The organism is Ancylobacter radicis, assembly GCF_018449475.1.
Lineage (GTDB): Bacteria > Pseudomonadota > Alphaproteobacteria > Rhizobiales > Xanthobacteraceae > Ancylobacter > Ancylobacter radicis.
Map to the genome: position 1 here is coordinate 112,497 of NZ_JAHCQH010000014.1, position 24,016 is coordinate 136,512.

Annotated in this window: 34 protein-coding genes; 30 read left to right on the top strand and 4 right to left on the bottom strand. The window is 63.8% G+C overall.

Going from position 1 to position 24,016, the window contains the following annotated elements; all coding sequences use genetic code 11:
* Positions 1-62: 62 nt before the first annotated feature.
* Positions 63-575 carry a hypothetical protein gene (locus KIP89_RS03680; RefSeq protein ID WP_213754060.1) on the bottom strand — a complete coding sequence of 171 codons (513 nt, stop codon included), beginning with the start codon at positions 573-575 and terminating at the stop codon, positions 63-65.
* A 244-nt stretch (positions 576-819) separates the two neighbouring features.
* Between KIP89_RS03680 and KIP89_RS03685 the strand changes: the two genes are divergently transcribed.
* The 4 genes from KIP89_RS03685 (at position 820) to KIP89_RS03700 (ending at position 3,072) form a co-directional block, all read left to right on the top strand.
* Positions 820-1,068: a hypothetical protein gene (locus KIP89_RS03685; protein ID WP_213754061.1), complete on the top strand. Its 249-nt coding sequence runs from the start codon at positions 820-822 to the stop codon at positions 1,066-1,068.
* Between the two features lie 28 nt (positions 1,069-1,096).
* Entirely contained in the window at positions 1,097-1,345 is a 249-nt protein-coding gene (locus KIP89_RS03690) for a hypothetical protein (RefSeq protein WP_213754062.1), read from the top strand.
* Between the two features lie 84 nt (positions 1,346-1,429).
* Positions 1,430-2,221 (top strand): HipA family kinase, encoded by a 792-nt coding sequence (locus KIP89_RS03695; RefSeq protein ID WP_369807039.1) that lies wholly within the window; start codon positions 1,430-1,432, stop codon positions 2,219-2,221.
* Positions 2,218-3,072, top strand: coding sequence for a DUF3037 domain-containing protein (locus tag KIP89_RS03700; protein WP_213754064.1), 855 nt, complete (start codon positions 2,218-2,220; stop codon positions 3,070-3,072). The genes KIP89_RS03695 and KIP89_RS03700 overlap by 4 nt, the downstream gene beginning before the upstream one ends.
* A gap of 35 nt (positions 3,073-3,107) precedes the next feature.
* On the opposite strand, the gene KIP89_RS03705 is transcribed toward KIP89_RS03700, so the two are convergent.
* A complete protein-coding gene (locus KIP89_RS03705; RefSeq protein ID WP_213754065.1) occupies positions 3,108-3,797 on the bottom strand; it encodes a LexA family protein in 690 nt (229 codons plus the stop codon).
* Positions 3,798-3,853: 56 nt separating this feature from the next.
* Here KIP89_RS03705 and KIP89_RS03710 point away from each other — a divergent pair, with 56 nt between their 5' ends.
* Both KIP89_RS03710 and KIP89_RS03715 read left to right on the top strand, forming a co-directional pair.
* Positions 3,854-4,168, top strand: a complete 315-nt coding sequence (locus KIP89_RS03710) for a hypothetical protein (protein ID WP_213754066.1) — start codon at positions 3,854-3,856, stop codon at positions 4,166-4,168.
* Complete coding sequence (locus KIP89_RS03715) at positions 4,165-4,428, top strand: hypothetical protein (protein ID WP_213754067.1); 264 nt, start codon at positions 4,165-4,167, stop codon at positions 4,426-4,428. Before KIP89_RS03710 ends, KIP89_RS03715 begins: the two co-directional genes overlap by 4 nt.
* 105 nt (positions 4,429-4,533) lie before the next feature.
* Here the strand turns inward: KIP89_RS03715 and KIP89_RS03720 are convergent, their stop codons facing one another.
* Positions 4,534-4,818, bottom strand: coding sequence for a hypothetical protein (locus tag KIP89_RS03720; RefSeq protein WP_213754068.1), 285 nt, complete (start codon positions 4,816-4,818; stop codon positions 4,534-4,536).
* Positions 4,819-4,992: 174 nt separating this feature from the next.
* Between KIP89_RS03720 and KIP89_RS03725 the strand changes: the two genes are divergently transcribed.
* The 15 genes from KIP89_RS03725 (at position 4,993) to KIP89_RS03795 (ending at position 15,042) form a co-directional block, all read left to right on the top strand.
* Positions 4,993-5,475, top strand: coding sequence for a phage regulatory CII family protein (locus tag KIP89_RS03725; protein WP_213754069.1), 483 nt, complete (start codon positions 4,993-4,995; stop codon positions 5,473-5,475).
* Positions 5,476-5,568: 93 nt separating this feature from the next.
* Entirely contained in the window at positions 5,569-5,730 is a 162-nt protein-coding gene (locus KIP89_RS03730; protein WP_213754070.1) for a hypothetical protein, read from the top strand.
* 22 nt (positions 5,731-5,752) lie between these two features.
* On the top strand, positions 5,753-6,040 hold the full coding sequence (locus KIP89_RS03735; protein WP_213754071.1) for a DUF2312 domain-containing protein: 288 nt from the start codon (positions 5,753-5,755) through the stop codon (positions 6,038-6,040).
* A 6-nt stretch (positions 6,041-6,046) separates the two neighbouring features.
* Positions 6,047-6,352 (top strand): helix-turn-helix domain-containing protein, encoded by a 306-nt coding sequence (locus KIP89_RS03740; RefSeq protein ID WP_256441418.1) that lies wholly within the window; start codon positions 6,047-6,049, stop codon positions 6,350-6,352.
* Positions 6,349-7,311 (top strand): helix-turn-helix domain-containing protein, encoded by a 963-nt coding sequence (locus tag KIP89_RS03745; RefSeq protein WP_213754073.1) that lies wholly within the window; start codon positions 6,349-6,351, stop codon positions 7,309-7,311. The genes KIP89_RS03740 and KIP89_RS03745 overlap by 4 nt, the downstream gene beginning before the upstream one ends.
* Before the next feature lie 11 nt (positions 7,312-7,322).
* A complete protein-coding gene (dnaA, locus tag KIP89_RS03750; protein WP_213754074.1) occupies positions 7,323-8,717 on the top strand; it encodes a chromosomal replication initiator protein DnaA in 1,395 nt (464 codons plus the stop codon).
* On the top strand, positions 8,714-9,313 hold the full coding sequence (locus KIP89_RS03755; RefSeq protein WP_213754075.1) for an MT-A70 family methyltransferase: 600 nt from the start codon (positions 8,714-8,716) through the stop codon (positions 9,311-9,313). Before dnaA ends, KIP89_RS03755 begins: the two co-directional genes overlap by 4 nt.
* Entirely contained in the window at positions 9,310-10,227 is a 918-nt protein-coding gene (locus KIP89_RS03760) for an adenine nucleotide alpha hydrolase family protein (RefSeq protein ID WP_369807040.1), read from the top strand. The genes KIP89_RS03755 and KIP89_RS03760 overlap by 4 nt, the downstream gene beginning before the upstream one ends.
* Positions 10,224-10,538 (top strand): hypothetical protein, encoded by a 315-nt coding sequence (locus tag KIP89_RS03765; protein ID WP_213754076.1) that lies wholly within the window; start codon positions 10,224-10,226, stop codon positions 10,536-10,538. Before KIP89_RS03760 ends, KIP89_RS03765 begins: the two co-directional genes overlap by 4 nt.
* A complete protein-coding gene (locus KIP89_RS03770; RefSeq protein ID WP_213754077.1) occupies positions 10,535-10,897 on the top strand; it encodes a hypothetical protein in 363 nt (120 codons plus the stop codon). Before KIP89_RS03765 ends, KIP89_RS03770 begins: the two co-directional genes overlap by 4 nt.
* Positions 10,888-12,543, top strand: a complete 1,656-nt coding sequence (locus KIP89_RS03775; protein WP_213754078.1) for an SNF2-related protein — start codon at positions 10,888-10,890, stop codon at positions 12,541-12,543. Before KIP89_RS03770 ends, KIP89_RS03775 begins: the two co-directional genes overlap by 10 nt.
* On the top strand, positions 12,540-12,872 hold the full coding sequence (locus KIP89_RS03780; protein WP_213754079.1) for a hypothetical protein: 333 nt from the start codon (positions 12,540-12,542) through the stop codon (positions 12,870-12,872). Before KIP89_RS03775 ends, KIP89_RS03780 begins: the two co-directional genes overlap by 4 nt.
* Positions 12,869-13,903 (top strand): helix-turn-helix domain-containing protein, encoded by a 1,035-nt coding sequence (locus KIP89_RS03785; protein WP_213754080.1) that lies wholly within the window; start codon positions 12,869-12,871, stop codon positions 13,901-13,903. Before KIP89_RS03780 ends, KIP89_RS03785 begins: the two co-directional genes overlap by 4 nt.
* 88 nt (positions 13,904-13,991) lie before the next feature.
* Positions 13,992-14,564: a hypothetical protein gene (locus tag KIP89_RS03790; protein WP_213754081.1), complete on the top strand. Its 573-nt coding sequence runs from the start codon at positions 13,992-13,994 to the stop codon at positions 14,562-14,564.
* Positions 14,565-14,811: 247 nt separating this feature from the next.
* A complete protein-coding gene (locus KIP89_RS03795) occupies positions 14,812-15,042 on the top strand; it encodes a hypothetical protein (RefSeq protein WP_213754082.1) in 231 nt (76 codons plus the stop codon).
* Between the two features lie 19 nt (positions 15,043-15,061).
* On the opposite strand, the gene KIP89_RS03800 is transcribed toward KIP89_RS03795, so the two are convergent.
* Positions 15,062-15,274, bottom strand: coding sequence for a helix-turn-helix domain-containing protein (locus tag KIP89_RS03800; protein WP_213754083.1), 213 nt, complete (start codon positions 15,272-15,274; stop codon positions 15,062-15,064).
* Positions 15,275-16,105: 831 nt separating this feature from the next.
* Here KIP89_RS03800 and KIP89_RS03805 point away from each other — a divergent pair.
* The 9 genes from KIP89_RS03805 (at position 16,106) to KIP89_RS03845 (ending at position 23,996) form a co-directional block, all read left to right on the top strand.
* Positions 16,106-16,537, top strand: coding sequence for a P27 family phage terminase small subunit (locus KIP89_RS03805; RefSeq protein WP_213754084.1), 432 nt, complete (start codon positions 16,106-16,108; stop codon positions 16,535-16,537).
* Positions 16,482-18,329 carry a terminase large subunit gene (locus tag KIP89_RS03810; RefSeq protein ID WP_213754085.1) on the top strand — a complete coding sequence of 616 codons (1,848 nt, stop codon included), beginning with the start codon at positions 16,482-16,484 and terminating at the stop codon, positions 18,327-18,329. Before KIP89_RS03805 ends, KIP89_RS03810 begins: the two co-directional genes overlap by 56 nt.
* Before the next feature lie 8 nt (positions 18,330-18,337).
* Positions 18,338-18,478 (top strand): hypothetical protein, encoded by a 141-nt coding sequence (locus tag KIP89_RS03815; RefSeq protein ID WP_213754086.1) that lies wholly within the window; start codon positions 18,338-18,340, stop codon positions 18,476-18,478.
* 2 nt (positions 18,479-18,480) lie between these two features.
* Positions 18,481-20,208, top strand: a complete 1,728-nt coding sequence (locus KIP89_RS03820; protein WP_213754087.1) for a phage portal protein — start codon at positions 18,481-18,483, stop codon at positions 20,206-20,208.
* 10 nt (positions 20,209-20,218) lie between these two features.
* Positions 20,219-20,941, top strand: a complete 723-nt coding sequence (locus KIP89_RS03825) for an HK97 family phage prohead protease (RefSeq protein WP_213754088.1) — start codon at positions 20,219-20,221, stop codon at positions 20,939-20,941.
* A gap of 25 nt (positions 20,942-20,966) precedes the next feature.
* Positions 20,967-22,412: a phage major capsid protein gene (locus tag KIP89_RS03830; protein WP_250152180.1), complete on the top strand. Its 1,446-nt coding sequence runs from the start codon at positions 20,967-20,969 to the stop codon at positions 22,410-22,412.
* An 83-nt stretch (positions 22,413-22,495) separates the two neighbouring features.
* Entirely contained in the window at positions 22,496-22,924 is a 429-nt protein-coding gene (locus tag KIP89_RS03835; protein WP_213754089.1) for a hypothetical protein, read from the top strand.
* A gap of 62 nt (positions 22,925-22,986) precedes the next feature.
* A complete protein-coding gene (locus KIP89_RS03840; protein WP_213754090.1) occupies positions 22,987-23,424 on the top strand; it encodes a hypothetical protein in 438 nt (145 codons plus the stop codon).
* A gap of 5 nt (positions 23,425-23,429) precedes the next feature.
* Complete coding sequence (locus KIP89_RS03845) at positions 23,430-23,996, top strand: head-tail connector protein (protein WP_213754091.1); 567 nt, start codon at positions 23,430-23,432, stop codon at positions 23,994-23,996.
* Positions 23,997-24,016 lie beyond the last annotated feature (20 nt).

Genomic DNA, 24,016 nt, shown 5'->3' on the forward strand with positions numbered 1-24,016 from the left:
GGTCGACTTGGGATTGGGGAGGAGCGACCCGGCCGGGCGCGCAGTACGCAGCGGCCAGAGTTTCAGGAGGCGAGGGCCGGCTCGGTCGCCAGGCGCGCACGCTCAAACGCGATGACCCAACCGCCCTTGTCGCCGAAGTGGTGTTCGATGGCTTCTTCGGGCTTCAGCGGCTGGATGATGATCTGCGCCGTCCCGGGATAGACATCGACGATGCGGCCGGTCTTCTCGCCCTCGGCGCACTGATAGGTGACCACATCGCCGGCCGAGAAGGGCACGGTGATGCCGTAAGCCGCGACCCATTTGATAACAGCCGCGCGGGTGGCGCTGTATTCGTCATAGCCGCTGAGGATTTCGACCAGGTCGGCATCCGCGTCCCAGAACCGGGACTCGAGATTGCGGGCAAACCGGTAGGCATCATCATCTGCGCAAAGGATCAGCAGCTTGCGGACGCCTTCGGCCTCTGCCTGGTCCGCCTTCAGCCATTCCATCACATCCTTCAGGATGTCATCGACCGCAGCTTCCTTGATCTCGGGAGAGCGGCACGGGCGGGGCGGGACGCCGTTGGGAAGGGCCATGGCAAGCTCCATCAGAATTGGCGCGCCCGGCAGGCCTTGGGGGCTGGGGGGGGGCAGGAGACCCGCCGGGCGCATCAGCAGGAGCGCTGATGGGATGAAGCATTTCGGAAAATCAGAAACGTGTCAACACATGAAATTCGGAAAAACAGAAATTTGTGACTGTTAACCGATTCGACTCGACAATAGGGCTACCTCGCCTCACGATAAGAACAGAACAAGAACATTCTAGTCAGGGTGTCTGGTCATGCAGTCCAACGGAAGTGGCGTCGTCGCCGCGCGGTTCCGCCTTCATCTGCGCTGCGAGCAGTGTGTCACGGAGTGCAAGAGGATCCTCGACGTGCCGCGGGCAGACGATGCCCCGACCGACATCGAGGAACTGCTGGAGAGTGCATTTCTGCGGCGCCAGAACTTCATCTGCGGGGTTTGCGAGAGCCCCATTGGCGTGATCGCGGCCGTGGCAAAGCTGCGGGTGCCTGATCTGGCACAGACGTAGCGGCAGCCATCAACGACAGGAGACAGAGATGCCGAAGAAGACGTTCTTCGTGGTGCAGCCCTTTGAGGCTGGCAAGCGCGGCGCGCTAAAGCCGGGCCAGGCGATGGAGGTGCGGACGGCCGAGGATGCCGACCGTGTGGCGAGGCGCATGAGCCTGATCAAGAAGGGCGCTATCGCGTTCTCCCGCGAGGTCGACCCGGAATCCGATGATGCCGATGCGCCGGTGCTGATCGCCAGCTATGGGGAGGTGCCGGACGGGGTGCTGGAGGCTACATAGTTTCAGACGTGGCCGCCTCAAGACTCGACTCTTGGCAACCTGTTGTTACCTTTCGCTGGGGAATTAGTAGCGAAGGGCCGGGGCGTGCTAAGACGGATTATTCCTGTTCAGTTCGATCTAGCAGCTAAGAATGGGCGAACAAAGCCGTCGTTTGTAACTTGTGAAGCAGATGACGATGAACGAATTGAAGTTGTAGCAAAGTTTTCCGCGGGATGCGACCAAGGGAATATAAACTTGGCGCGCGAAGTGCTGGGCGCCTGCCTAGCAGGCGACCTAGGGCTTCCCGTGCCCGAGCCATTTCTGATCGATGTGGACAGGGAGTGGGCCCTGACTATTCAGGATGAGGCTCGCCAGTCCGCCATTTTACGCAGTTCGCCTGTGGCATTTGGATCGCGGACGCTGGTCGGTCAGTTCGGCATATGGGGGCCGGGAAGCTGGATCACCGACATAATGCTGCCTGTGGCTGCGGGCATCTTTGTTTTTGACGCCGTTATCCAGAACCCAGATAGGCGAACGGAGAACCCGAATTGCCTGGTGCGCGGAGATCAGGTGAGGATCTTCGATCACGAACTCGCTTTTTCACACCAGTTGGTGATCGGCTGGCGGCCGCCGTGGCAGCCTGGGAGCCTCAGAACGTTGGAACACAACGGGAATCATATTTTCCGCGATGGCCTTCGGCGGAGAGAGATTGATTTTGAGGGCATCCGCGATGCGTGGGGGCGCTTGTCTGACGCGCAGATCGCGGACTATGAGGCTGCCATCCCCGCAGAGTGGCACGATGCGAAGGAGTCTGTTGCGGCCTCCATTGAACTGATAAAGGGCGCGCGCGACAACATCGATGCGGTTCTCGAGGAAGTCAGGCGGGTGCTGGCATGACAGACAAGTTGCCATATAGCTACACGCTGCTTCGCTACGTCCATGACGTACTGACGGGCGAGTTCGTAAATGTCGGGGTTGTCGTTTTCGCCCCCTCGGGTGGCCAGGTCCGTTTCAAAGTGCGCCGAACGATGGGGCGCCTAAAGGGGGTTTTCCCCGACCTGGACAGAGCTGCGTTCATGTCGGCCATGGCCTCGACCCGCCGAGCGTTGCAGCAGATTGCGAAGCGCGAGCAGGATGCCGGCATGTTCAGCAGCTTGGTGAATGCTGGTGACATAGCTCGGCGGGCCCTACCTTTGGACAGCAGCTCCCTGCAGTGGTCGGACTGCGGAACGGGGGTGACGAAGGATCTCGACGCTACCCTAGACCGCATCTTCGAACGATTTGTCGCCCGCTATGACACGCATGCTCGTGATCGGAAGACGGATGAGGACGTTTGGCGACCTGTTCGTCAGAGGCTGGAGGAGCGCGATCTCGCCCAATGCCTCCAAGAGAAGTCGATTCAAGGTGGTCTGGATGCCATTTTCTTCAAGCACGCTTGGAAGAATGGCAAATGGCACGTCTATGAGCCGCTGTCCTTCGATCTGGTGGATGCCGACGGCATAAAGAGTAAGGCCCGTGAATGGTTGGGGCACCTATCAGCTGTCGTCGCCGACGGCCGGGCGGAAGACTTCAAGCCGCACTTCATCGTAGGCGCGCCGAGTGACCCCTCTCTGCATGATGCTTATCGAACTGCCATTGCAATTCTTGAGAGGGCCCCGAATGGACCAGAAGTGTTCGAGGAAGGGGAGCTTGACGCTCTTGTGACCCAGATCGAGGACGAGGTGAGGGCCCACCGCCAGAGCCATTAGAGGCTGCGGTAGGCCGCCGCCGTTCGTTTGGGCTCTCACGATATCGGAATGGTGTTCATCACTTTCCGGACAAGGCCGATCACCTCTACCGTCCGCCCGTCGTCGGCCGTGAAGTCCCGGTCGACGACGATCGGCTTGTGCTTCGCATTCGTTGAGCGCGGGTGGAACTCGTAGTGGTCCTCGAAAAGCTCCAGCTGCTTGATTGACCGTTCGCGCATGTCCCCGCCAGCCGTGCGCTGTTCGATGATCAGCACCATGCCGTCGCGTAGTGGCACGCGCCCCCGCAGATCTTCGAAGACGACGCTGATGACCCGGTCGCCCGGCAGGATGGGGCGGGGCTTGAGGTCGTTCATGGAATCGCCGGCAATATCATTCGCCATGAGGCGGGCGTGCGGGAATTCCAAATCCCGCGTGTCATAGGTCATCTCATCCTGGACGTCGTCGAACGCGTCGACCTCGCGCCACGATCCCGCTTCGACCGCCCCCTGTACCCTCACCGGCACCAGGCTCTGAGAAGGCACCTTGATCAGGTCGCCCTGAGCACCAGGTGGATCGACCTCAAGATAGGCCGCGATGACCGGGATCTCCCGCGCCTTCAGTTGCCGCTGGCCTGCCAGCATCGCTGTGACCGCTGACGCGCTTCGCCCAAGGGCCGCCGCAAGGCCGCCCTTGGTTTTGCCCGGCTTGGCGAGGCCGGCAACGATCCAGTCGAGGTCAATGCTCATGTCGCTATTTTCTGGAAAACAGAAAGGAAGGCTATTGCGAATTTCCGAAATCGCACTTGACAGAAATTTCGGAAAATCAGAAGTTCGAGGCTATGGAACCTGCTAGCTCTGTCATCGAACTGCTTGGCGGCGAAAAGGTCGTCAGCAAGATCACCGGCACCGCCTACACCGCTCCCTACCGCTGGCAGCAGCCGCGGGAAAAGGGCGGTACGGGTGGCACGATCCCCCAGCGCCATCACAACGCGCTGCTGGCCTATGCTCGTGAAAACCGCTTGCCGCTCACGGCGGAGGCGTTGCTGCCTCGCGCCAGCGACCAGGAGCGTCGTGATGACTGGGCGAACAATTTCAGCGCGGTAGGGGAGCCGGCATGAGCCAGGCGAGCCTGATCCGCGCGCTGATGCGCAGACATTTCATTGGGCCGCTTACCTTGGTTGAGCGGCGCACATTATTGGATGGGGGTGGATGGGTTGAGCTGACGGCCGTTGAGAAAGACGGCCGCAGCCCGCACAAATCTCGCTCGTCAGCCGTGCTGGTCGACTTCATCCTTTCGCTTGCGCTTGCCGAGGCTGAGCGCCAAGAGGCGCAAGACGCTCTTGCTGCTTGCGACACCGCACAGGGAGACGCCGCATGACGGCTACCCTCCCATCTCTCCCCCCCCTCTTGCAGCAGATTGCTGCCCAGATCGTGAAGCGCGCCCGGCCGGACGCCGACGCGGTGCGCGGGGCTGTTGATGCGCTCAAGCCTGGGCATCGCCAGCATTTCGGATTGATTGAGAGACGGCCGAAATGATGTCGCTTACACGGATCATCGCATGCTCTCGCACGACCGTAAGATCGGTTGCGCTGATGCCCGGTATCGGCAGCATGCGAACGGCCTCATACCCGGCTTCTTCCAGCTTTCTGAGCACATCGTCGCGCTGCTCGGCTGGGACGCAGGCCTGCGCGAAAAGCTGCAACGTCATTACCAGCACGGCCGACTGCGCGGCATGCTCGCCGAGCAAGGCGGTTTCGATAGGGCTCATCTGGGCTCTCCTCAAGCTGTGGCGTTCTGTTGGACTTGGACAGTGCCGTTTCCCGTTGACCCGGCCTCCGCCGTGATCTGACGGGAAGACTATCGCACCTGACTGACCTTTCCCCCTCCGGGAAAACGCACGTCGTTTTCCCGCGTGAGAACTCTTGACTTTTGCGAGGATGACATGAGCGAGCGTGCTGTTTCCGATGTCTGGTTCCACCGGATCAAGGCGGCGACGCGTGATCTTGTGAAGGCCTGCGGCGGGGTGGAGCGCGCCGCCGACATGGCCCGCGTGAGCAGCTCGACCATTCAGCGCTGGTACAGCCCGAAGGACAATGACGTGATCCCGATCACGGCCGTGCTGTCGCTCGAGGCCGACTGCGAGATGCCGTTCGTCACCCAGGTGATGGCGGAACTGAACGGGCGCACGTTGGCGGACAGCGACCCTTCGCCCGACTGCACGAGCAGCATCGCGAGCGGCCATAACAAGCTGATGGGCAAGCTGGTTGAGCTGACCAAGGAAGTGATCGCCGCCAAGGCCGATGGCGTGGTGACTCCCACCGAAGCCGAGGTGATCGACCGCAAGACCGCCGAGATGGTGCAGGTCGCCGGCGAACTCCGTCAGACGTGCGCCGCCAAGAAGGCGGGCGTGCGCCTGGTCCGGTAGGCGACCATGCCTCGGCTCTACCGCCGCACGGCTGATCCTGTTCCCCCGCCGACCGAGGTGCGTCGGCGGAAGCTGGCGAAGCAGCGGAGGGACATGATCGCCGAGTACGAGCGCCTGAAGCAGGCGCATGGCGTGCGCGCCGATGTGGCGCGCGACCTGGTGAAGCTGACCGCCGCCCTGCTGGCGACGGAGCTGAAGCCGCACAAGCCCGCCGAGAAGCCGGCCAAGCCGGTGGCGGACCTCTTCGCCGACTAATCCTCACAACCGGAAACCAACCATGTCCGACGCGAACGACATTCCCAACGACCAGCCGCTGTCCGATGCCGCCGCCGGCTTCGCCAAGGAGCAACTCCAATCCTTCATCGAGCGCATCGAGCGTCTTGAGGAGGAGAAGAAGACCGTCGCCGAGGACATCAAGGATGTCTTCGCCGAGGCCAAGGGCACCGGCTTCGACGTGAATGCGCTGAAGGAGATCCTGAAGCTGCGCCGGCAGGACGCCGACCAGCGCGCCGAGCATGAGGCCATCGTGGACCTCTACATGCAGGCATTGGGCATGCTGAGCTGACGCCCGATGGACTGGCGCGCACAGGCCTTGGCGATGCACGCCTCAGGGGACCCGGTCGGCAGGATCGCCCGGGTTCTCGGCGTTTCGCGTGACCGCGTGTCCCGGCTGCTCGACCCGACCTATGCCGCCAAGCGCGCCGCGCAGGTGAAGGCGCGTCGCGCCATCCATGGCCGCCCCATTGACCGCGCCCGCCGCCCGGAGATTTCGGAAGGCGAGGGGACCATCGTCAAGGAGCGCGGTGACGGCAGCCGCATCTCTCTGCCGCGCGTGCGCTGGCTCGAGCGGCCGATGCCGGAGGGGCGTTCCGCATGACTGGCCGCGTTCTCCCCAACCTGCTGAACCCTCTGGACCGATCGGGTGACGTGCTGGCGTTTCCGCGCGGGCGCCAGCCCAAGCTGACGGAAGCCGAACTGCGCGCGGCCGTGGCGGCGCAGATGAAGGATGCGGAGATCGCCGAGAGGTTCGGCCTCTCCAAGCAGCGTGTCTACCAGCTGCGCCAGAAGCACGGCCTTGTCCGCAAGCGGCAGCCGCGAGGTGCCCGTGCGCGCTTTGAGCCGAAGATCGCGACCGAGCGCCCGGCCACCATGCCACCGGTGGATCACCCCGCCTTGACCGAGGCGCGCACCATCTACCCGGCGACGGTTGTGCCGGTTGATGGCCTGCTGAACGTTCTGGTCTCCGGCGCGAACCACTGGAAGATCGGCAGCAGGATTCAGAAGGGGAGATGGGCCGGCTTCCCGGTCTACACGCTCACCCTCGAGGAGCGGGCGACATGTCCCGATAGCTGCCGGCATTGGCGCTCCTGCTACGGCAACGCCATGCACCTCGCCAAGCGAGTAAGGGTGGGGCAGGGGCTTGAAGATCGGCTGGGCCACGAGCTGGCCATCCTTCAGTCCCGCCACCCGGCGGGCTTTGCTGTGCGCCTTCATGTGCTCGGGGACTTCTATTCGGTCGGGTATGTCGACCTGTGGGCATCGTTCCTCGCCCGGTTCCCTGCGCTGCATGTGTTTGGCTTCACCGCGCGCATTGATGGCCGGAATGATCCGATTGCCGCGGCGCTGGTGCACCTGGTGCTGGCGCAGTGGTCCCGCTTCGCCATCCGCTTTTCCAACGCGCCGATCGATGAGTGCTCGACCGTCACTGTCGAGCATCCCCGACAGGTCCCGGCCAATGCGGTGCTGTGCCCGCAGCAGGTCGGCAAGACCGATTCCTGTTCCACCTGCGCGCTGTGCTGGCAGAGCCGCCGCCGCGTGGCCTTTCTCCAGCATTGAGGTGCCGTGTGATGATTGACGAGAGCGCATGGACCGGTCTACGCGAGCAACTGAAAGCTCTTGTCGGCGCGGACATCTATGAGAGCTGGTTCCCTCGCCTGCGGTTCCATTCCGTCCATGGCCGCATCGTGCGGCTGTCCGTGCCAACCCGGTTCCTCCGGGCATGGATCACCCAGCACTATCTGGACCGCCTGACGGAGCTTTGGAGCACGGTGGCGCCGGATGCCGAGGTGCAGATCGTCGTCCGGTCGGCGATGGTTGAGCGGCGTGCGGATGCGCCAGTGGTTCACGTTGCCTCTCCGGTCGCGCCCTCGCTTCCGCGCGCGGCTGAGCCCGTTGCCCAGACATTGCCGATCGAGGCCGCGGCGCTGGGCAGCCCGGTGGACCCGGCATGGACATTCGCGACCTGCTGTGTGGGTGATTCCAATCGACTTGCGTTCGCGGCTGCGCAGCAGGTGGCCAATTCCTATCGGGCGCCGGTGTTCAACCCGCTGTTCATCCATGGCCGTCCTGGCCTGGGCAAGAGCCGGCTGTTGCAGGCGATCGCCAATGCGGCCGGCGGGCAGCGCGTCCTGCATCTCACCGGGGGGCGTTTCGTGCACGGCTATCTGGCGTCGTTGAAAGACGGCTCCACCAACCAATTCCGCCGGGCCTTGCGTGAGGTGGACCTGCTTCTGGTCGATGATGTGCAGGAGGTGCGCGGCAAGCTCGTATTGGCTGATTTCAGCTATCTGCTCACGGCGCTGATGGAGTTCGGCCGGCAGGTCGTTATCAGCGCGGACAGGCCCCCCGCCGACCTCGAAGGCTTTGACAGCCGGACGCTCTCGCGCCTTGGCGGCGGGCTGGTGGCCGAAATCGACGTGTTCGATGCGGCTCTCGCGCGCGACATCCTCGCGGCGAGGGTTGACGCTCTCAAGGTGCAGGATCCTGCTTTCGCGATAGAGGGCGCCATTGTCGAGCTGGTTGCCCAGCGTTGTGGTCGCAGCGGCCGGGACATTGAAGCGGCGGTCAACCGGCTGTTTGCTCATGCGCAGCTGGGATGCCCCCTGACGCTGGAAGAAGCCGAGCGGGTGCTGCACGACAACCTGCAAAACAACACCCCGCGACGGGTGAGGATCGATGAGGTGCAGCGCGCCGTCGCGCACCATTTCCATGTGTCGCGGGATGACATCCTCTCCCAGCGCCGGACCGCCAATGTGGTGAAGCCGCGGCAGATCGCGATGTATCTGGCGAAGACGCTCACGCTGCATTCCCTCCCGGAAATCGGCCGGCGCTTTGGTGGGCGCGACCACACCACAGTTCTGCACGCCGTGCGCAAGATCGAGGGGCTTCAGGCGCGCGATGACGACCTCGCCGGTCAGTTGAGCGCCCTGAAAGCCACTATCACCAGCGAGGAGCGGCGATGAACTGGCCGTTTTCTCCGCTCGCCATGTTCGGCTACGACCTCGCCGAGATCGACCCGCCCTGGAACTTCGACCTGTATTCGGCCAAGGGGGCCGAGAAGTCGGCACAGGCGCAGTACATCACCATGTCGCTGGCCGACATCGCGGCCCTGCCGGTGGGCAATTTGTTGGCGCCGGGCGGCGTGTGCATCATGTGGTGCACCTGGCCGTTGGTGGCGACGGGCGCCCATGTCGAGGTGATCCGCGGCTGGGGCTTGCAGCCGGTCACCGGCGGCGGCTGGGCGAAGCGCACGGCCAGCGGCAAGCTGCGCTGGGGCACGGGCTATTCCGCCCGCTCGGTGCACGAGCCCTACATCATTGCCCGGCTTCCCGGTTCACGCTGGAAAGGTGCGGGCTTCCCGAACCTCGTTGAGACGCTCGAGGCTGATTCTCTCGACGGGCTGGCGCGCGAGCACTCCCGCAAGCCGGATGAGTTCTACGCCCGCTGCGAGGCCGCGTGGCCGGAAGCGCGGCGCGTGTCGGTGTTCTCGCGGGAGAGCCGGCCCGGCTGGGCTGTCTGGGGCAATGAGGTTGCAAAGTTCGACGGAGTGCCGGCGTGACTGATTTCACACTTACTCCTCCGCCGTCTCCCAAAGCACCGCGCGTCCGTCGCGGCGGCTGGTCGTGGGGTCCTGTCGAGGGGGCGAAGCTGCGCGTGCTGTCGCTCGGCGCGGGCATCCAGTCCACGACGCTGCTTCTCATGGTTGCCCATGGCGAACTTCCAGCGCCGGACCTCGTGATCTTTGCCGATACCGGCGCGGAGCCGGTGGCGGTCTATGAACATGTGAAATGGCTGTCGCTGCCGCAGGTCCAGCACCTGCCGATCATCATCGTCACGGCGGGAAATATCATCCACGATATGCGCGAGCAGATTGCCGGGAGCTCGTCGGGCCCCGGTGGTCGATCGCCCACGGCTCCCTTCTTCGCCGTGGGCCGCGATGGCGCCGCCGCCCCTATTCGCCGGCAATGCACCGGGCATTACAAGATTGACCCTATCAACCGGGAGGTTCGCAGCCGGTTAGGCTTCAAACCCCGCCAACGCATCCCCGCCGCTTCTGTTGAAATGTGGATCGGCATCAGCACAGATGAAGTTGTGCGCGCCGGTCCCTCGTTTGAGGCGTGGATCGTCAATCGCTACCCATTGCTCGAAGCGCGGATGTCGCGCGGCGACTGTGAAGAATGGCTGCGGCGACGCGATTATCCTGTCCCCCCCAAGAGCGCGTGCATGTTCTGTCCCTATCGGACGAACGGCGAGTGGCGGCGCCTGCGCGAAGCGGATCCCGAGGCCTTTCAGGCAGCTGTCCAGATCGACGCCCTGATCCGCGGCGGCTTCATCCGCAATGAACGCGGAACCTCCACCGGTGCCCTGTTCGTCCACCGCTCTCTCAAGCCGCTCGATGAGGTCGACCTCCGCACCGACGAAGAAGCCGGCCAGGGCATGCTCATGGTCTGTGAAGCGGGGTGCGGCCTGTGACGCGCGAGCTTCTCCCCACCCGCCGCGCCTGTGAGAGCTTCGATTTCGAGGCGCGCGGCGTGACCTATACGGCCTCCCTTGGCTTCTACGACGACGGCCGGCTGGGAGAGGTGTTCATCTGCGGGCCGAAGGCGGGCACTGACGTCGAACTGAACGCCCGCGACGCCGCGGTGGTCACTTCCATCGCTCTGCAGCATGGGGCGGCCCCTGACGTGCTGCGGCATGGCCTTTCACGCGATGAAGAGGGCAGGCCGCTTACTCCCATCGGCACGGTGCTGGACCTGCTGGCGAGCGGGGAGGGCGAGGCGTGACCGGTGCCACCCAGAAACTGGCGGAGCTGAAGCAGTTCTTCGGCATGGTTCGCTTCCCGCTCAATGACGAGAAGAAGCTGCAGGCCGCGATGCAGGAGCATCTTGACGGCGGTGGGCGGGCATTCACGCGCGAGCACGTTCTAGGTCCCGGTGACGTCGTCGACTTCATGGTCGACGGGATCGCGGTCGAGGTGAAGATCAAGGGCCAGCGCCGGGCGATCTATCGCCAGTGCAAGCGGTACGCGGCGCATGAGGCCGTCGAAGGTCTCCTGCTGATTACCAATGTCGCCATGGGCTTTCCCGAGGATATGGAAGGCAAGCCGACCGCCGTGCTCAACCTCGGGAGGGCGTGGCTGTGAAGATGTACGGCACCCTTCACCATGACGGCAGCCGCTGGGTGATGAGCGGCCTCGACCCGCATGTCGCCATCAAGCTCAAGGCGATGTTCCCGGCCGTTCCGAAATGGAGCGCGGGGCCCTTCACCTTTCCCGATTCGGTGAGCATCGCGACGGATCTGGAGTGGTTCCTGCATCGCTACCCCATGGAGATGCGGGAGGACGATCGCCGACGCTTGGCCATGGGCAGTGAGGCGTTCACGCGCCAGCGTAGTGAGGTCGAGGCGATTTTCGTTCCCGACTGGCAGCCGCCGTCCAATGTCGGTTTCCGTCCGGGCCGAGAGATGTATCGCTATCAGGCCGAAGCGGTGGAAGTGATCCGCAAGCTCGACCGACTGCTCCTCCTGGACGATGTCGGCCTCGGCAAGACGGTCACGGCGCTAGGTGCACTGACGGACGGCCTGAACCTGCCGGCCGCCATCGTGGTGCAGCCCCATCTACGTACCCAGTGGCAGAAGGAGTACGTCGAAAAGTTTACGACGCTCCGCTCCCACATCATCAAGAGCACCGCGCCGTATGAACTGCCGGTGGCGGACCTCTACATCTTCGCCTATTCCAACATCGCCGGATGGGTCGATGTCGCCGCCCAAGGGAAGTTCAAGGCTGTCGTCTATGACGAGGTCCAGGAGCTGCGCACCGGCCCGACCACGGCCAAGGGGCATGCGGCCGAGGTCTTCACGGCGAACGCCAAGGTGCGCATCGGCCTGACGGCGACGCCCGTCTACAACTACGGAACCGAGATGTTCCATGTCGTCGAGGCGATCGAGCCCGGCGCGCTGGGGACATTCGAGGACTTCGACCGCGAGTGGTGCAGCCACGGCACCGGGAAGGCCATCGTCAAGGATCCTGACGCGCTAGGAACCTACCTGCGCGAAATCCAGCTCGTGCTGCGGCGGGAGCGTGCCGGGGGCAACGTGAATACGCTGCCCATCGAGGTCGACTATGACCTTGAGGTTGAGGCCGATTCCCTCTCGCTGATGCGTATGCTGGCGGGCACGGTCATCAGCGGGTCCTTCTCCGAACGAGGGCAAGCGGCGCGCGAGCTCGACATCATGGCGCGCATGGTCACCGGGCTCTCAAAGGCCAAGGCGGTGGCGGCCTATGTGCGGCTGCTTCTGGAGGCGGGCCATCCTGTCCTTCTCGCCGGCTGGCATCGGGAGGTTTACGACATCTGGGGCCAAGAGCTCGGGTCGTTCAACCCGGTCCTCTACACCGGAACCGAGACGCCTGCGCAGAAGGATCGCGCCAAGGCCGCGTTCATCAACGGCGACACCAACCTGATGATGATCTCTCTGCGCTCAGGCGCAGGGCTGGATGGCTTGCAGCGCCGGTGCAGCCATGTGGTGTTCGGCGAGCTCGACTGGTCGCCTAAGGTCCACGAACAGGTCATAGGGCGGCTCGACCGTCCCGGTCAGGAAGATCAGGTCACCGCGATCTTCCTCCATGCCAACGGCGGTTCCGATCCCCTGATTGTCAGCATGCTCGGCCTCAAGGCCAGCCAGGCACAGGGCATCGTCGACCCGGGCAAGAGCGTCGTCCCGGTTATTTCGGACGGCAGCCGCATACGGGCGCTGGCCGAGCGGTATCTCCAAGGGAGTGCCGCAGCATGAGCGGGAGCATCATCATCCGGCACGGCTACACAATCGACGATGCCGGGCGCATCCATTACCACGAGGCGCCGGCGTCGTGGGAGCAAGCCGACGCCTTGGCGGGCCGCCGCGTCGACCGTCGCCGCTCCTATGCCATCATCGATGGCTCGCTCACCGAGCTGGTGCACTGGTCACAGCCATGCACGGGCTGCTTTGAGGCGCCCGAATACACCTCCTACGACATGGAGACGACGAAGGGCCACGGGTGCCGTGAGTGCGGCTTCACCGGCCGGGTGCGCTGTGGTGCCTTCATAGAATGCGAAATAATTGAAGCGGGGCGGCAGTCGTGATCATCCGCCGCCGCTACAACCGCAACTTCACAGTGCTCCCTAACACCGTGTTGGACGATGACCGCCTGTCCGCCGAGGCGATGGGCGTGTTGTGCTATCTGCGCTCCCGGCCGGCCGACTGGAACGTGGAGCTTTCACACCTCTCCGAGCGCTTCCGCATCGGTCGCGACAAGACCCAGCGGGTGGTCGCCGAGCTGGTTGATGCCGGGTGGATAAAACGAGAACGGACGCGTGATCCCGTTACCCGGGCGTTCAACGGCATCGACTATGTGGTGTACGACGAGCCTGCCGACACAAGCGATAGCGTGTCTGAGGCCGACCAGCCGAGCGAGCCACAGCCTGAAAATCCGGTTGTGGCTCATCCCGCACTTAAACACCACCCACAACCGGCTTTGCCGCGCGCGGCTTTTCAGGCTGTGCATATAGAAGAACCAAATACGGAAAAGAGAACAAATACCCCCATAGCCCCCAAGGGGGCGGTTGGTGAAGAATCCGAGAAGCTGGGAAAGGACGACCCGCAGTACCAGAAGTTCATCCGGGAATACGCTCCCCCACCGACGGCCAGCCTGACCACGCCATTGCGCCATTGGGCAAAGCTCTCCGAGGCGCAGAGGGTGGCCGCAATCTCCTCCGTGGCGCCCTACCGGACGGCGTGCAAGGCAGAGCGGCGAAAGCTGGCCGATCCCAGCACCTACCTGTCCCGGCGGCTTTTCGAGAACTTCCAGACCAGCACGGTGCCGAGGGCGCCTGACAGCCCCGCCGTGGCGGCTCTGCGAGCAGCCCTCTCGCCGAATTTCTCGGGCGGCGTGCTGGTGGAGATCAACACACCGGCTTGGAGAGCCTGGGAGGCCGTGGCCGACGAGGCCGGCTACCCGCTTCGGGCGATCCTCTATCCGGCCAGGCCCATCGCCGGCCGGCCGAAGGCAGCGACGGGAAGGTTTCTCCCGTCGGAATGGCCGCCAACGCGTGAAGGGCCGGACAGACGGCAGCAGGCGGCAGGCGAGGAAATGGTGGGAGATCAGCGTGGCTAAAGGTCGGAAGCGGAAGATGGGGAAGCGGACGGCCTCGGGCCAGCTTTCCCGCTCGAAGACCGAGCGCGCCAAGCGGGGCCACAGGGACGTGCGCTCCGTCGCGCTACAGCAGCCGCACCGGGCCTGGCTCGGGGAAACGCGCCGGGCTGATCAGCGCGCCGAAAGCGAGATTGGCCGGCTCTGCCTCGCCGGCCGGCTGACGGAAGCGCAATATTGGGCGGGCGAACGCTGGATGCAGCTGGTGCATGATTTCCACCGCGTGATGGCGACGCCCATGTCGACCTGTTCGGCCATGGCCAGGATGGTGGCGGAGCCGGTGGGGAAGGAAGATGTGGCCGGCGAGGTTGGCGCAGCCGAGCGGCCGGAATCGGAAGAGGAGCGGCGCGACCGGGTGCTCGGGCATCACCGCAAGGCGATGATCACGATCCGCAAGCTGGGCGATATGGCGCGGCCGGCATTCACGGTGATGGAGAACACCATTTTGCACGATCGCGGCGTGGAGAGCGATGCCGACCTTGAGGCGCTTCGCTTGGGTCTCTCTCAACTCGCGCGGCTGTGGCGCCTGACCGACCCGACGGAAGAGCGGCCGATCCGCTCCCACCGGGACGACACGGCGACGTGGGATCATGAGGAGAAGGAGATCAACATCATTCTGCGATGACATGTTGGTATGGGGCTGGACAGGACGGCGCAAATCAGCCCTAATGTGCATGAAATTCATGATCGGAACGAAATGCGCCCGGGGCTATCGCTCGCGGGCGTTTTTTTGTTTGCCATGACCGGGGCAGCTTCGGCCGCTCGAAAAGGGCCCAAGAGACCGCGCGATCAGGGGCCCTGCGGCTTGCAAGCCAATACCCATTCAGATCGTCTGTAGGCGCGGCCCGGTCTTAAGACATCGGAGAGCGAAGATGCCGGCTAACGCATGGGCGATCTGGAACGATTGCAACGGCATCTTCACCACCGAGATTTACGACACCAAGGCGGCGGCCGACGCCGAATGTGCCAAAGACTTTTGGCTGCGCGCGGGCTGTCGTGTGGTCCCGGTGAAGGTGACCGCCGAGCCGGAAGACAAGTGGCACTTCCGGGATTGGCAAGAGCGCGACCGGACGGTTGGCCCTTCGGTCGACCGCAGCTGGTAGGCGCGGCCCTGCGTCGGACCTATAGAGCATAAGGCCACGGCCCCAGCCGGTGGTATAGCGCGGAGCAGGCGAGCGCCACGGTAAGGGGGATGATAACGGGCCTCCCGTCATCACGCCGCTTGCCGGCCTCGTAAAGCTCGATGCTTCCCTTGGAGATGCCTAGGGCCTTCGCCGCCGCCGTCTGGGACATGCCCATTGCCTCGCGCCAAGCCTTGAAGTCATCGGGGCTCATGATATCTTCTCCATTGAAGGGGTGAGACGCTATTCGCTCCGGTGGGGCCGGGCTTTCGCCCGACCCCGGTTCTTTAGAATTCGATATCAAGTCTCAGTGTGCAGCCGAGGAACTTGATCTCGAACCGGAACCTCCGGAACTTCATTGCGTCTCACCCCCTTCCGTTGCCGGGACACAGCGACCCGGTAAGAATGTTGTAGCGTACACAGTACGCTAAAGCAACGAATTAATACCATTCTCAGTACGAATGCGAGGTATTTTGTGGCTGCTGATGGACGCATCAGCGCACGGCGGCGTGGTTATGACTCCCGTTGGGAGAAGGCGCGCTCCACTTTCCTCGCAGCCCATCCCCACTGCGCCCGGTGTGCGCAGGCTGGGCTTCAAGTCGCTGCCGTACTGGTCGACCACAAGACGCCGCACCGAATGGGGCAGGCGCGTACAGCTGAGGAAATGACGGCGGCTCGCAAGCTGTTCTGGGATCCGTCCAATTGGGAGCCGATGTGCGTGACGCACCATTCGAGCGCGAAGCAGCGCGAAGAACGGAACGGTGTCGTGCTCGGCTCTGCTATCGACGGCCGCCCTCTTGATCCGACACACCCTTGGAACCGGCGAAGCCCCGCCTGATCCCATGTTGGGTTGGCAGAGGGATAACCAGTCACTCGTTATTTCGCGAGTTCATGGCCAACTCCGACCCTGAATTTTTGGTCCATGGGAGGGGGCGGGGGGGTAAAATGTCTGAAGCCTTTTCAGGCAGGACCGGCGTCCATCCAGCGTTCGCATCGAGAGTGATTTTTGGAAGGGGGGTTTCGACCACCCCCATAGGGGGTGCAGGTGAAACTTACCTCTCTCGAAGGGGGCGACGGCATTCCACCGGAGCCGGACTGGACATCCCAGTTCACGGATGAGCTCGACATCGCCGAGGCGCATGAGCGGTGGGGTTTGATCGAGCGCGAGATGAAAGACGCCGGCACGCTCGCTATGGTCAACGGCCATGCGATGCAGCGGCTGGTCGAGTTCTATGTCGAGTATCGTCGTGCCTCCCGGCAGATCGCCGAGCACGGCACCATCCTAAAGGCCCGTCGCACGAAGGTGCCGCAGGTCAGCCCGTACTGGACGATCATGCGCCAGGCCGACGAGCACATCCGCGTGCTTGAGGCCGAGCTCGGCATCGCTCCCGTCCGTCGGAACAAGGCTGGGAAGGTGCCACATGGCAAGAAAGCCCCGCGCGCCGCGGACAGCTACCTCGGCTCCCTTTCCAAGTGATCCCACGACGAAGTGGGCGCGGGACGTCGTCGATGGGCGGATCGTCTCCGGCGAGCTGGTGCGACACGCTGCGGAGCGGCATCTCCGCGACATAAGGGACGGGCCCGCTCGAGGGTTGCACTGGCGCCCTGAGAAGGCGGCCCATACGTTAGGGTTCTTCCCCGCCATGCTCACTTTGACCGAAGGAGCTAGAGAGGGGCAGCCTTTCAACCTGCTTCAATGGCACACCTTTTGTGCAGGTTCGCTCTTCGGTTGGCGCCGTGACAGCGGGCGGATGCGGTTCCGCACGGGATGGCTAGAGACGGGCAAGGGGCAAGGGAAATCGCCCTTCATGGCGGCCATTGGGCTGTACATGAGCGGATTCTACGGGGTGAGGCGGGCTAAGGCCTTCGCCATCGGCCAGGACAAGAACACGGCCAACGTTCTGTTCAAGGATGCGGTGGCGATGTGTCGGGCTCCAATCCCGGGCGGCGACGAAGAAGACACCTTGGTCAACAACGGGCACGTCGTGGTGCGTGGCGAAGGCGACAACGCCTGGAAGCTTGAGTTCGTCGAAAGTGAAGCGATCTTCCAGTCGCTTGCCAATGGCGAGGCGATTTCGGGCCCGAAGCCGACGTTCGTCGCAGCCGACGAAATCCATGAGTTCAAGAGCAACACGTCGATCGAGCTCTGGAAGGCTGCGCTCTACAAGATGCCTGGCGACGCGCTGATGCTGCTCGGGACGAACACTCCGTCATCAACCCAGATCGTCGGTACGGAATATTCGGAGTTCTACCAGAAGGTAGCCTTGGGCGAGATCGACGACGATGAGGCCTTCGCCTTCGTTGCCCGGGTCGATAAGGCCGACCGGGAGACGGTGTTCGACAACGAAAGCTGTTGGCCCAAGGCGCTGCCGGCGCTCGGCGTAACGTTCCCGATCGAGAACATCCGCGGCCAGGTGAAGACCGCCAAATCGCTGCTCTCGACGGCGCTGTCCCTGAAGCGCCTCTATTTCGGCATCCCGATCGGTGTCACCGAATTCTGGATCGCTGAGGAGGCATGGAGCGCCGTTCAAGGCGAGGTCGATCCGGGCGCCTTCAAGGGCTGCCGGTGCTGGCTTTCGCTGGACCTCTCGCAAAAGAATGACCTGACCGCCCTGACTGCCGTTTGGGAGAAGGACGGACGGCTCTTCGCCAAGACCTGGTACTGGACGACGAAGGATGGCCTCGAAGATCGGGCCAAGGCCGATCAGGCGCCCTATGACCGATGGGTGGAGCAGGGTTTCCTGACCGCTGTGCCCGGCGCGGTGATCGACAAGTCTTTTGTCGCGCAGCAGGTCGCCGAGATCCTTGCCGAGCACGACGTGCAAGCCCTGGTATTCGACCCGGCCGGCATCGGCGACTTCATGAAAGCCTGCGAAGAAGTCGGTCTTCCTGTCTGGCTGTATGAGGGGCCGGAATCGGAGATGGGCAACGGGCTGATGCTCATGCCGCACGGGCAGGGCACCAAGGTGTTCTTTTACAAGCAGATCGATGATCAGGGGAAACCCATCGAGCGGCTGTGCATGCCGCGCTCCATCGAGCGTCTAGAGGACCGGATCCTCGAGCAGACGATCACGATAGACAGTTCGCCGGTCACCTACTCCTGCGCCGCCAATGCGCATGTGATCTCGGACGGCATGAAGAATCGGGCCTTCGACAAAAAGCGGTCGCGCGGGCGCATCGACGGCATGGTCACGATCGCGATGGCCGCAGGCGCGGCGGAAAGCGGTCTGAGCGTGCAGCCGGCTTCGCTGGAAATCCACATCATCTGAGGCCAGCGATGGACAGACTGTTTGATGCCCTCGGCATTGTCGGGGCGGTGTCGGTCGTCGTCGGCTGCGCTCTGATCCACCCGCCCTCGGCGTTCATCGTGGGAGGTCTCCTGCTGATGGGCGCTGCCATTCTGGGCGCGAGGTCCTGAGCATGGCTGGTTTCTTCCGCCGGCTGTTCGGGGACACTCAGGAGACGAAGTCGGTCGACTTCTCGGAGGAGATGTGGGCTGCCATCAACGGCGGCTGGGGTGTCCCCACCAAGTCGGGTGCGGACGTCTCGATTAACTCGGCCTTGTCCCAGTCGCCGTTCTATCGTGGCGTGCTGGTTATCGCTGATGGTGTGGCGCAGCTGCCCGTCGAGATCTATCGGTCGCTTCCAGGAGGGCGCGGGGCGGAGCCCGCCATCGATCACCCGCTCTACGACATGCTGCTGTACCGCCCGAGCGGCGTGCAGGACGCGCCGACCTTCTTCGGCACCATCGTCATGCATGCGGTGGCGACCGGAAATTCGGTCTCCTATCGCGTGATGGTCAACGGGCAGATGCGGGAGCTCCTGCCGTTCCGGCCGGAGCATGTGACGATCGACACCAATCCCTACCTCGGGGAGACCGTCTACGACTGCACCTTCGAAACTGGCCAATTCGCGACCCTCGGGGCTACCGAGGTCTTCCATTTGCGCGGGCCCAGCTGGCGCGTTCACAAGGGGCTTGATCCGTCGCTGATCGGTCGCGAGGCCATCGGCCTGGCGCAGGCGACCGAAGAGACCCATTCTCGCCTGCACAAGAACGGCGCGCGCCCGAGCGGTGTGTTGTCGTCGGAAAAGAGCCTCGACAAGACGCAGATCGAGCTTCTCCGAGAGCAGTGGGAGAAGACCTATACGGGGACCGAAAACTCCTCGAAGACGGCGGTTCTGCCTGCTGGTCTCAAGTGGGAGCAGATCCGGATGAGCGGCGTGGATGCCGAGCATCTGGCGACCCGGAAGCATCAGATCGAGGAGATCGCGCGGTTCCTCGGCGTGTTCCCCATCATGCTGGGCCATGCCGGCGACCAGTCGCCGACCTTCGCCAGCGCCGATGCGTTTCTTGAGGCCCATGTCCGGTACACGCTGCAGCCGTGGATTCGGCGTCTGACCGGCGCCGTGAATGCCCAGCTGCTGACCGAGGATGAGCGGCGCGCAGGCTATCGCTGCCGGATCGACACGAGCGAACTTCTGCGGGGCTCCCTGAAGGACCGCACCGAGTATTACAAGGCCGCGCTGGGCACAAACTCCAGTCCCGGCTGGCTCAAGCCGAACGAAATCCGTGAGGACGACGGCTGGAACCCCGACGACGATCCCGACATGGATCAGGTCTGGCAGCCGGCGACGATGGCGCCGGTCAATGCGACGTCGCAGGATCCTGCGAACCCGGCCTCCGAGGCGAAGTCCAGTACCCCGCGCACGCTCTATGTCAGCCGACCGCTCAAGAATGGCGCAGAGCTTTTGCGTTGGGCCAAGGCGCAGGGTTTCAGCGAGACACTCGGAGCAGGAGACCTGCACGTCACTCTGATTCACAGCCGCAGCGAGATCGACTGGATGTCGATCGGGCGCAGTTGGAATCCGAACGACATAGGCGAGTTGGTCATCCCGCCCGGCGGGCCGCGCGTCGTGGAAGCGATGAACACGGCCAAGGGCGCCGCTATCGCGCTGAAGTTCTCGTCTGCTGAACTGGAATGGCGTCACGAACAGATTGTCGAGGCCGGCGCCGTGCACGATTGGCCCGGCTATCAGCCACACATCACGATCACCTACGACGCCCGCAGCGTCGACCTCTCGGCCGTTGAACCGTACCAAGGCAAGCTGGTGTTTGGCCCTGAGCGGTTTGAAGAAATCTCCGCCTGAGGAGGGCATCATGGAATTGAACGTCGTCGGCGTGCCCTTCGAGATCAAGTTCGCTGCCGACGATGCGCCGGCGGGCTCTTTCGAGGGCTATGGCGCTGTGTTCGGCAACATCGATTCCCATGGCGATGTGATCGAGCCTGGCGCTTTCGCGAAGTCGCTTCTGGATCGTGAGCGCGCCGGGCGCGGCCTGCCCCCGATGTACAAGATGCACGGCGCCGTCACCGGCAATCGGACGGATCCGGTTGGCGTGTGGGAGGCGATGTCGGAAGACGCCAGCGGGCTGCATGTGAAGGGCCGGCTGGTCGGGCTCGATACCGACCAGGGCAAGTGGACCTATGCCCAGATGCGCGAGGGCGCGCTGAAGGGACTGTCGATCGGGTATCGCGTGCCGCCGTCCGGCTCTCGCAAGGGTTCCGGCCGGGCCGGCGAGCCGCTTCGCTACATCAAGTCGGTATCCCTGCGCGAGGTGTCGCTGGTAGATGACCCGTCCAACGTTCTGGCCCGCGTCTACAGCGCCAAATCTGTCGATGAGCAGATTGATAGCTGGTCCGACCAGATCAAGACGATCCGTGATTTCGAGGAGTTCCTGCGGGATGTAGGCGACTTCTCGCATTCGGCCGCCAAGGCGATTGCCGCAGGTGGTTTCAAGGCACGACCGGAACCTCGGGATGAGGACGGAGAGGCCCTCGCTGCGTTCATTTCGAACGCCGCCAAACGCATCCGCGGGCTCTAAGCCCACCCCACCATACGAGGTTCACATGAAGAAGTTCGGCATCTTGGCGGTGCTGGGCGCGCTTGCGCTCGTCGCCGCCATCTCCCTCACCGACGTGATGACCATCTCGCTGCATGTCGCGCATGCGGCGGCCTCCGGCATCGACGTCAACCACATGATCATCGCCTCCGCCGCGGCGGCGGGCCTGTCCGACGAGGTGAAGTCGGCGGTGACGCCCCTGATGGTAGCCTTCGAGGAGTTCAAGAAGACCAATGATCAGCGGCTCGCCGAGCTCGAGAAAAAGGGCGTGGCCGACCCGCTGACCACCGATAAGCTCGGCAAGATCGAAGGTACGTTGGCCTCCTTCGAAGGGCTGAACCAGAAGCTCACCACGGCCGCCGAGCAGGCGAAGGCCGCCAAGGAAGCGTCCGACCGCATCGAAGTGATGCTGGCGCGGCTGCCGAAGAACATCCGCGTCGATCCCGCCGGTGCCGATGGCTGGAAGTCGGTGGCCAACAACTGGGCTCATGCGGTCGTGAACGCTCACGCCCTCGGCGTCGCAAACCTTTCGCGGGACGAACAGAAAGTTCTTGCCGACATCACGGCGGAGGCAAAAGTCCTGAACGTCGGCACCGATACTGCCGGCGGCTACCTTGCCCCGGTGGAGTATGTCCGTGAGATCATCAAGGGCGTCACCGAGCTGAGCCCGGCCCGCGCTCTGGCGCGTATCCGCAACACGGCGGCGAAGTCGATCCAGCTCCCGACGCGCACCGGCCAGTTCGCCGCCCGGCGGGCTCACGAAACCGCTACCAAGACCGAGACCACCGGCCTCTCTTATGGTCTGGAAGAAATCCAGGCGCCGGAGGTGTGGGCTCTCATCGACATCACCAATCAGATGCTCGAGGACAGCGCCTTCGACATGGAAGCCGAGATCCGCGAGGAAGCGGCCGAGCAGTTCGCGGTCAAGGAGGGCGCGGAGTTCGTGTCCGGCACCGGTGTCGGCGAGATGGAGGGTATTCTCGTCAAGGTTGGCATCGGCGAGAGCATCTCCGGTTCGGCGGCGACCATCGCCGACGCCGATGGTCAGGCCAATGGCCTTCTCAGCCTCAAGTACGGGCTGAAGACTGCCTATGCCCGGAACGCAACCTGGATCATGAACCGCACCACGATGGGTTCGGTCCGCAAGCTCAAGGATGCAGACAAGGGCTACATCTGGATGCCGGGCATCGCGCAGGGCCGCCCCAACACCATCGACGGCGATCCCTATGTCGAGTTCCCCGACATGCCGAGCGAGGGAGCCGGCGCCTACCCCATCGCCTATGGCGATTTCCGGCGCGGCTACACGATGGTCGACCGCATCGCCATGGAGATGCTGCGCGATCCCTACACCCAGGCGACCAGCGGTGCGATCCGCTTCATCTTCCGCCGCCGCGTCGGCGGCCAGGTCGTGCTGGCGGAGGCCATTCGCAAGCTGAAGTGCTCGGCGAGCTGATCCGCGCCTGACTGACAGGGGAGGGGCTCTAGCGGCCCCTCCTGCCGTTTCGGACCCCATCCCATCATTCTGGAGGCGCCATCATGCGCGATCTCATGAACAACATCACCCCCAAGGTGGTGATTGCCCCGCCGGCCGCAGCCGCGACCGACAACACCGCGCAGGTCGGCTCGATCGTCGACGTGGCGGGCTACGATTCCCTGACCTTCATCATTGCGACCGGGACGCTGGCGGATGCCGATGCGACCTTCGCCGTGCTGGTGGAAGAGGGCGCCGCGTCCAATCTGTCGGATGCGGCGGCCGTCGATGACAAGGACCTCATCGGCACCGAGGCTCTCGCCGGCTTCACCTTCGCGGCTGACGGCGCTGCCCGGAAGATCGGCTACAAGGGCGGCAAACGCTATGTGCGCCTGACGGTGACCCCGAGCGGCAACACCGGCAACGCGCCCCTTTCTGCCATCGCCCTTCTCGGCCATCCCCGCAGTGCGCCGACGGCGAACCCGCCGGCGTAACGCGCCGCCCACGCGGGCGGTCGTGCTGACCGCCCGCATCCATCCCCTCGGAGACGAACATCATGGACATGGTGAAGGTGACCGTTCTGCGCAGCGTGCCCGTATCTGACGACGGCATTCGCCTGCGCGACCTGGTGGAAGGCACCGATGATGTGGTGCGTTCCGACCAGTTTGAAGATCTGCGGGCCGAGGGCTATCTGGTCGCAGCAGGCGAAGACGCGCCCACGCCTCAATTGGTGACGATCCCCAGCGACCCGCAGGCCATGGTAGCGCCCGTGACCACCACCAACGGTGAATCGGTCTCGACCGCACCGGTGGCCGCTATTGGCGGTGTCGGCCAGCCGTTGGAGCCGGTGACGATCCCCAGCGACTGGAAGAATCTCCACCACGCCACCAAGAAGAAGCTCGCTCGCTCGATCAGTGGCGAAGATCCCGCTGACCTCGCCGCGGCCGAGGTCGTCATCGAAGCCTATCTCGCCGAGCAGGCGCCGAAGGGCTGATCCACATGTCGGTCGTCATCATCACCCCGCCGGAAGCCGTCGACCTGCTGGTCGAGGCCAAGGCCAAGATCATCGTTGAGCACGATGATGACGACGCCTACCTGACGTCCCTCGTCAATGTCGCTCTTGCGATGATCGATGGCCCCTTCGGTCGCCTTGGGCGATGCATCCGCGAGCAGACGCTGGAGGCGAGCTTCGACGGGTTCGGATGCCGGCCGCTGCTGTGGCTGCCCTATCCGCCATTCATCAATCTCGTGTCCGTGACCTATGACGATCCTGATGGCGTCGAGACCACGCTCAACACGAGCGTCTGTGGGCTCAAGCAGGATCGCGGCCTCTACCGCAAGGATGGTCAGGGTTGGCCCGCGACGCGGCGAGGCGGCTACGACACCGTGCGCGTTCGCTACACGGCCGGTTATCCAGAAGGCCTGCCGGCGCCCGTGCAGGAGGCTGTGCTCGGCCTTGTAGCCCAGTGGTACGCGGTCCGAGAGCCGGTGACCGACAAGCCCTTGCATGAAGTGCCGTTCACGGTGAGCGACCAGCTCGCCCCCTATGTCATGCCCGTCGTCTGACGGCGGCTTATCAAGGATCC

Bases quoted from the DNA above. Each gene is read 5' to 3' on its own strand.
- KIP89_RS03680 (WP_213754060.1), bottom strand. From the start codon at position 575: ATGGCCCTTCCCAACGGCGTCCCGCCCCGCCCGTGCCGCTCTCCCGAG.
- KIP89_RS03685 (WP_213754061.1), top strand. From the start codon at position 820: ATGCAGTCCAACGGAAGTGGCGTCGTCGCCGCGCGGTTCCGCCTTCAT.
- KIP89_RS03690 (WP_213754062.1), top strand. From the start codon at position 1,097: ATGCCGAAGAAGACGTTCTTCGTGGTGCAGCCCTTTGAGGCTGGCAAG.
- KIP89_RS03700 (WP_213754064.1), top strand. From the start codon at position 2,218: ATGACAGACAAGTTGCCATATAGCTACACGCTGCTTCGCTACGTCCAT.
- KIP89_RS03705 (WP_213754065.1), bottom strand. From the start codon at position 3,797: ATGAGCATTGACCTCGACTGGATCGTTGCCGGCCTCGCCAAGCCGGGC.
- KIP89_RS03715 (WP_213754067.1), top strand. From the start codon at position 4,165: ATGAGCCAGGCGAGCCTGATCCGCGCGCTGATGCGCAGACATTTCATT.
- KIP89_RS03720 (WP_213754068.1), bottom strand. From the start codon at position 4,818: ATGAGCCCTATCGAAACCGCCTTGCTCGGCGAGCATGCCGCGCAGTCG.
- KIP89_RS03725 (WP_213754069.1), top strand. From the start codon at position 4,993: ATGAGCGAGCGTGCTGTTTCCGATGTCTGGTTCCACCGGATCAAGGCG.
- KIP89_RS03730 (WP_213754070.1), top strand. From the start codon at position 5,569: ATGATCGCCGAGTACGAGCGCCTGAAGCAGGCGCATGGCGTGCGCGCC.
- KIP89_RS03735 (WP_213754071.1), top strand. From the start codon at position 5,753: ATGTCCGACGCGAACGACATTCCCAACGACCAGCCGCTGTCCGATGCC.
- KIP89_RS03740 (WP_256441418.1), top strand. From the start codon at position 6,047: ATGGACTGGCGCGCACAGGCCTTGGCGATGCACGCCTCAGGGGACCCG.
- KIP89_RS03745 (WP_213754073.1), top strand. From the start codon at position 6,349: ATGACTGGCCGCGTTCTCCCCAACCTGCTGAACCCTCTGGACCGATCG.
- dnaA (WP_213754074.1), top strand. From the start codon at position 7,323: ATGATTGACGAGAGCGCATGGACCGGTCTACGCGAGCAACTGAAAGCT.
- KIP89_RS03755 (WP_213754075.1), top strand. From the start codon at position 8,714: ATGAACTGGCCGTTTTCTCCGCTCGCCATGTTCGGCTACGACCTCGCC.
- KIP89_RS03780 (WP_213754079.1), top strand. From the start codon at position 12,540: ATGAGCGGGAGCATCATCATCCGGCACGGCTACACAATCGACGATGCC.
- KIP89_RS03795 (WP_213754082.1), top strand. From the start codon at position 14,812: ATGCCGGCTAACGCATGGGCGATCTGGAACGATTGCAACGGCATCTTC.
- KIP89_RS03800 (WP_213754083.1), bottom strand. From the start codon at position 15,274: ATGAGCCCCGATGACTTCAAGGCTTGGCGCGAGGCAATGGGCATGTCC.
- KIP89_RS03810 (WP_213754085.1), top strand. From the start codon at position 16,482: ATGGCAAGAAAGCCCCGCGCGCCGCGGACAGCTACCTCGGCTCCCTTT.
- KIP89_RS03815 (WP_213754086.1), top strand. From the start codon at position 18,338: ATGGACAGACTGTTTGATGCCCTCGGCATTGTCGGGGCGGTGTCGGTC.
- KIP89_RS03820 (WP_213754087.1), top strand. From the start codon at position 18,481: ATGGCTGGTTTCTTCCGCCGGCTGTTCGGGGACACTCAGGAGACGAAG.
- KIP89_RS03825 (WP_213754088.1), top strand. From the start codon at position 20,219: ATGGAATTGAACGTCGTCGGCGTGCCCTTCGAGATCAAGTTCGCTGCC.
- KIP89_RS03830 (WP_250152180.1), top strand. From the start codon at position 20,967: ATGAAGAAGTTCGGCATCTTGGCGGTGCTGGGCGCGCTTGCGCTCGTC.
- KIP89_RS03835 (WP_213754089.1), top strand. From the start codon at position 22,496: ATGCGCGATCTCATGAACAACATCACCCCCAAGGTGGTGATTGCCCCG.
- KIP89_RS03840 (WP_213754090.1), top strand. From the start codon at position 22,987: ATGGACATGGTGAAGGTGACCGTTCTGCGCAGCGTGCCCGTATCTGAC.
- KIP89_RS03845 (WP_213754091.1), top strand. From the start codon at position 23,430: ATGTCGGTCGTCATCATCACCCCGCCGGAAGCCGTCGACCTGCTGGTC.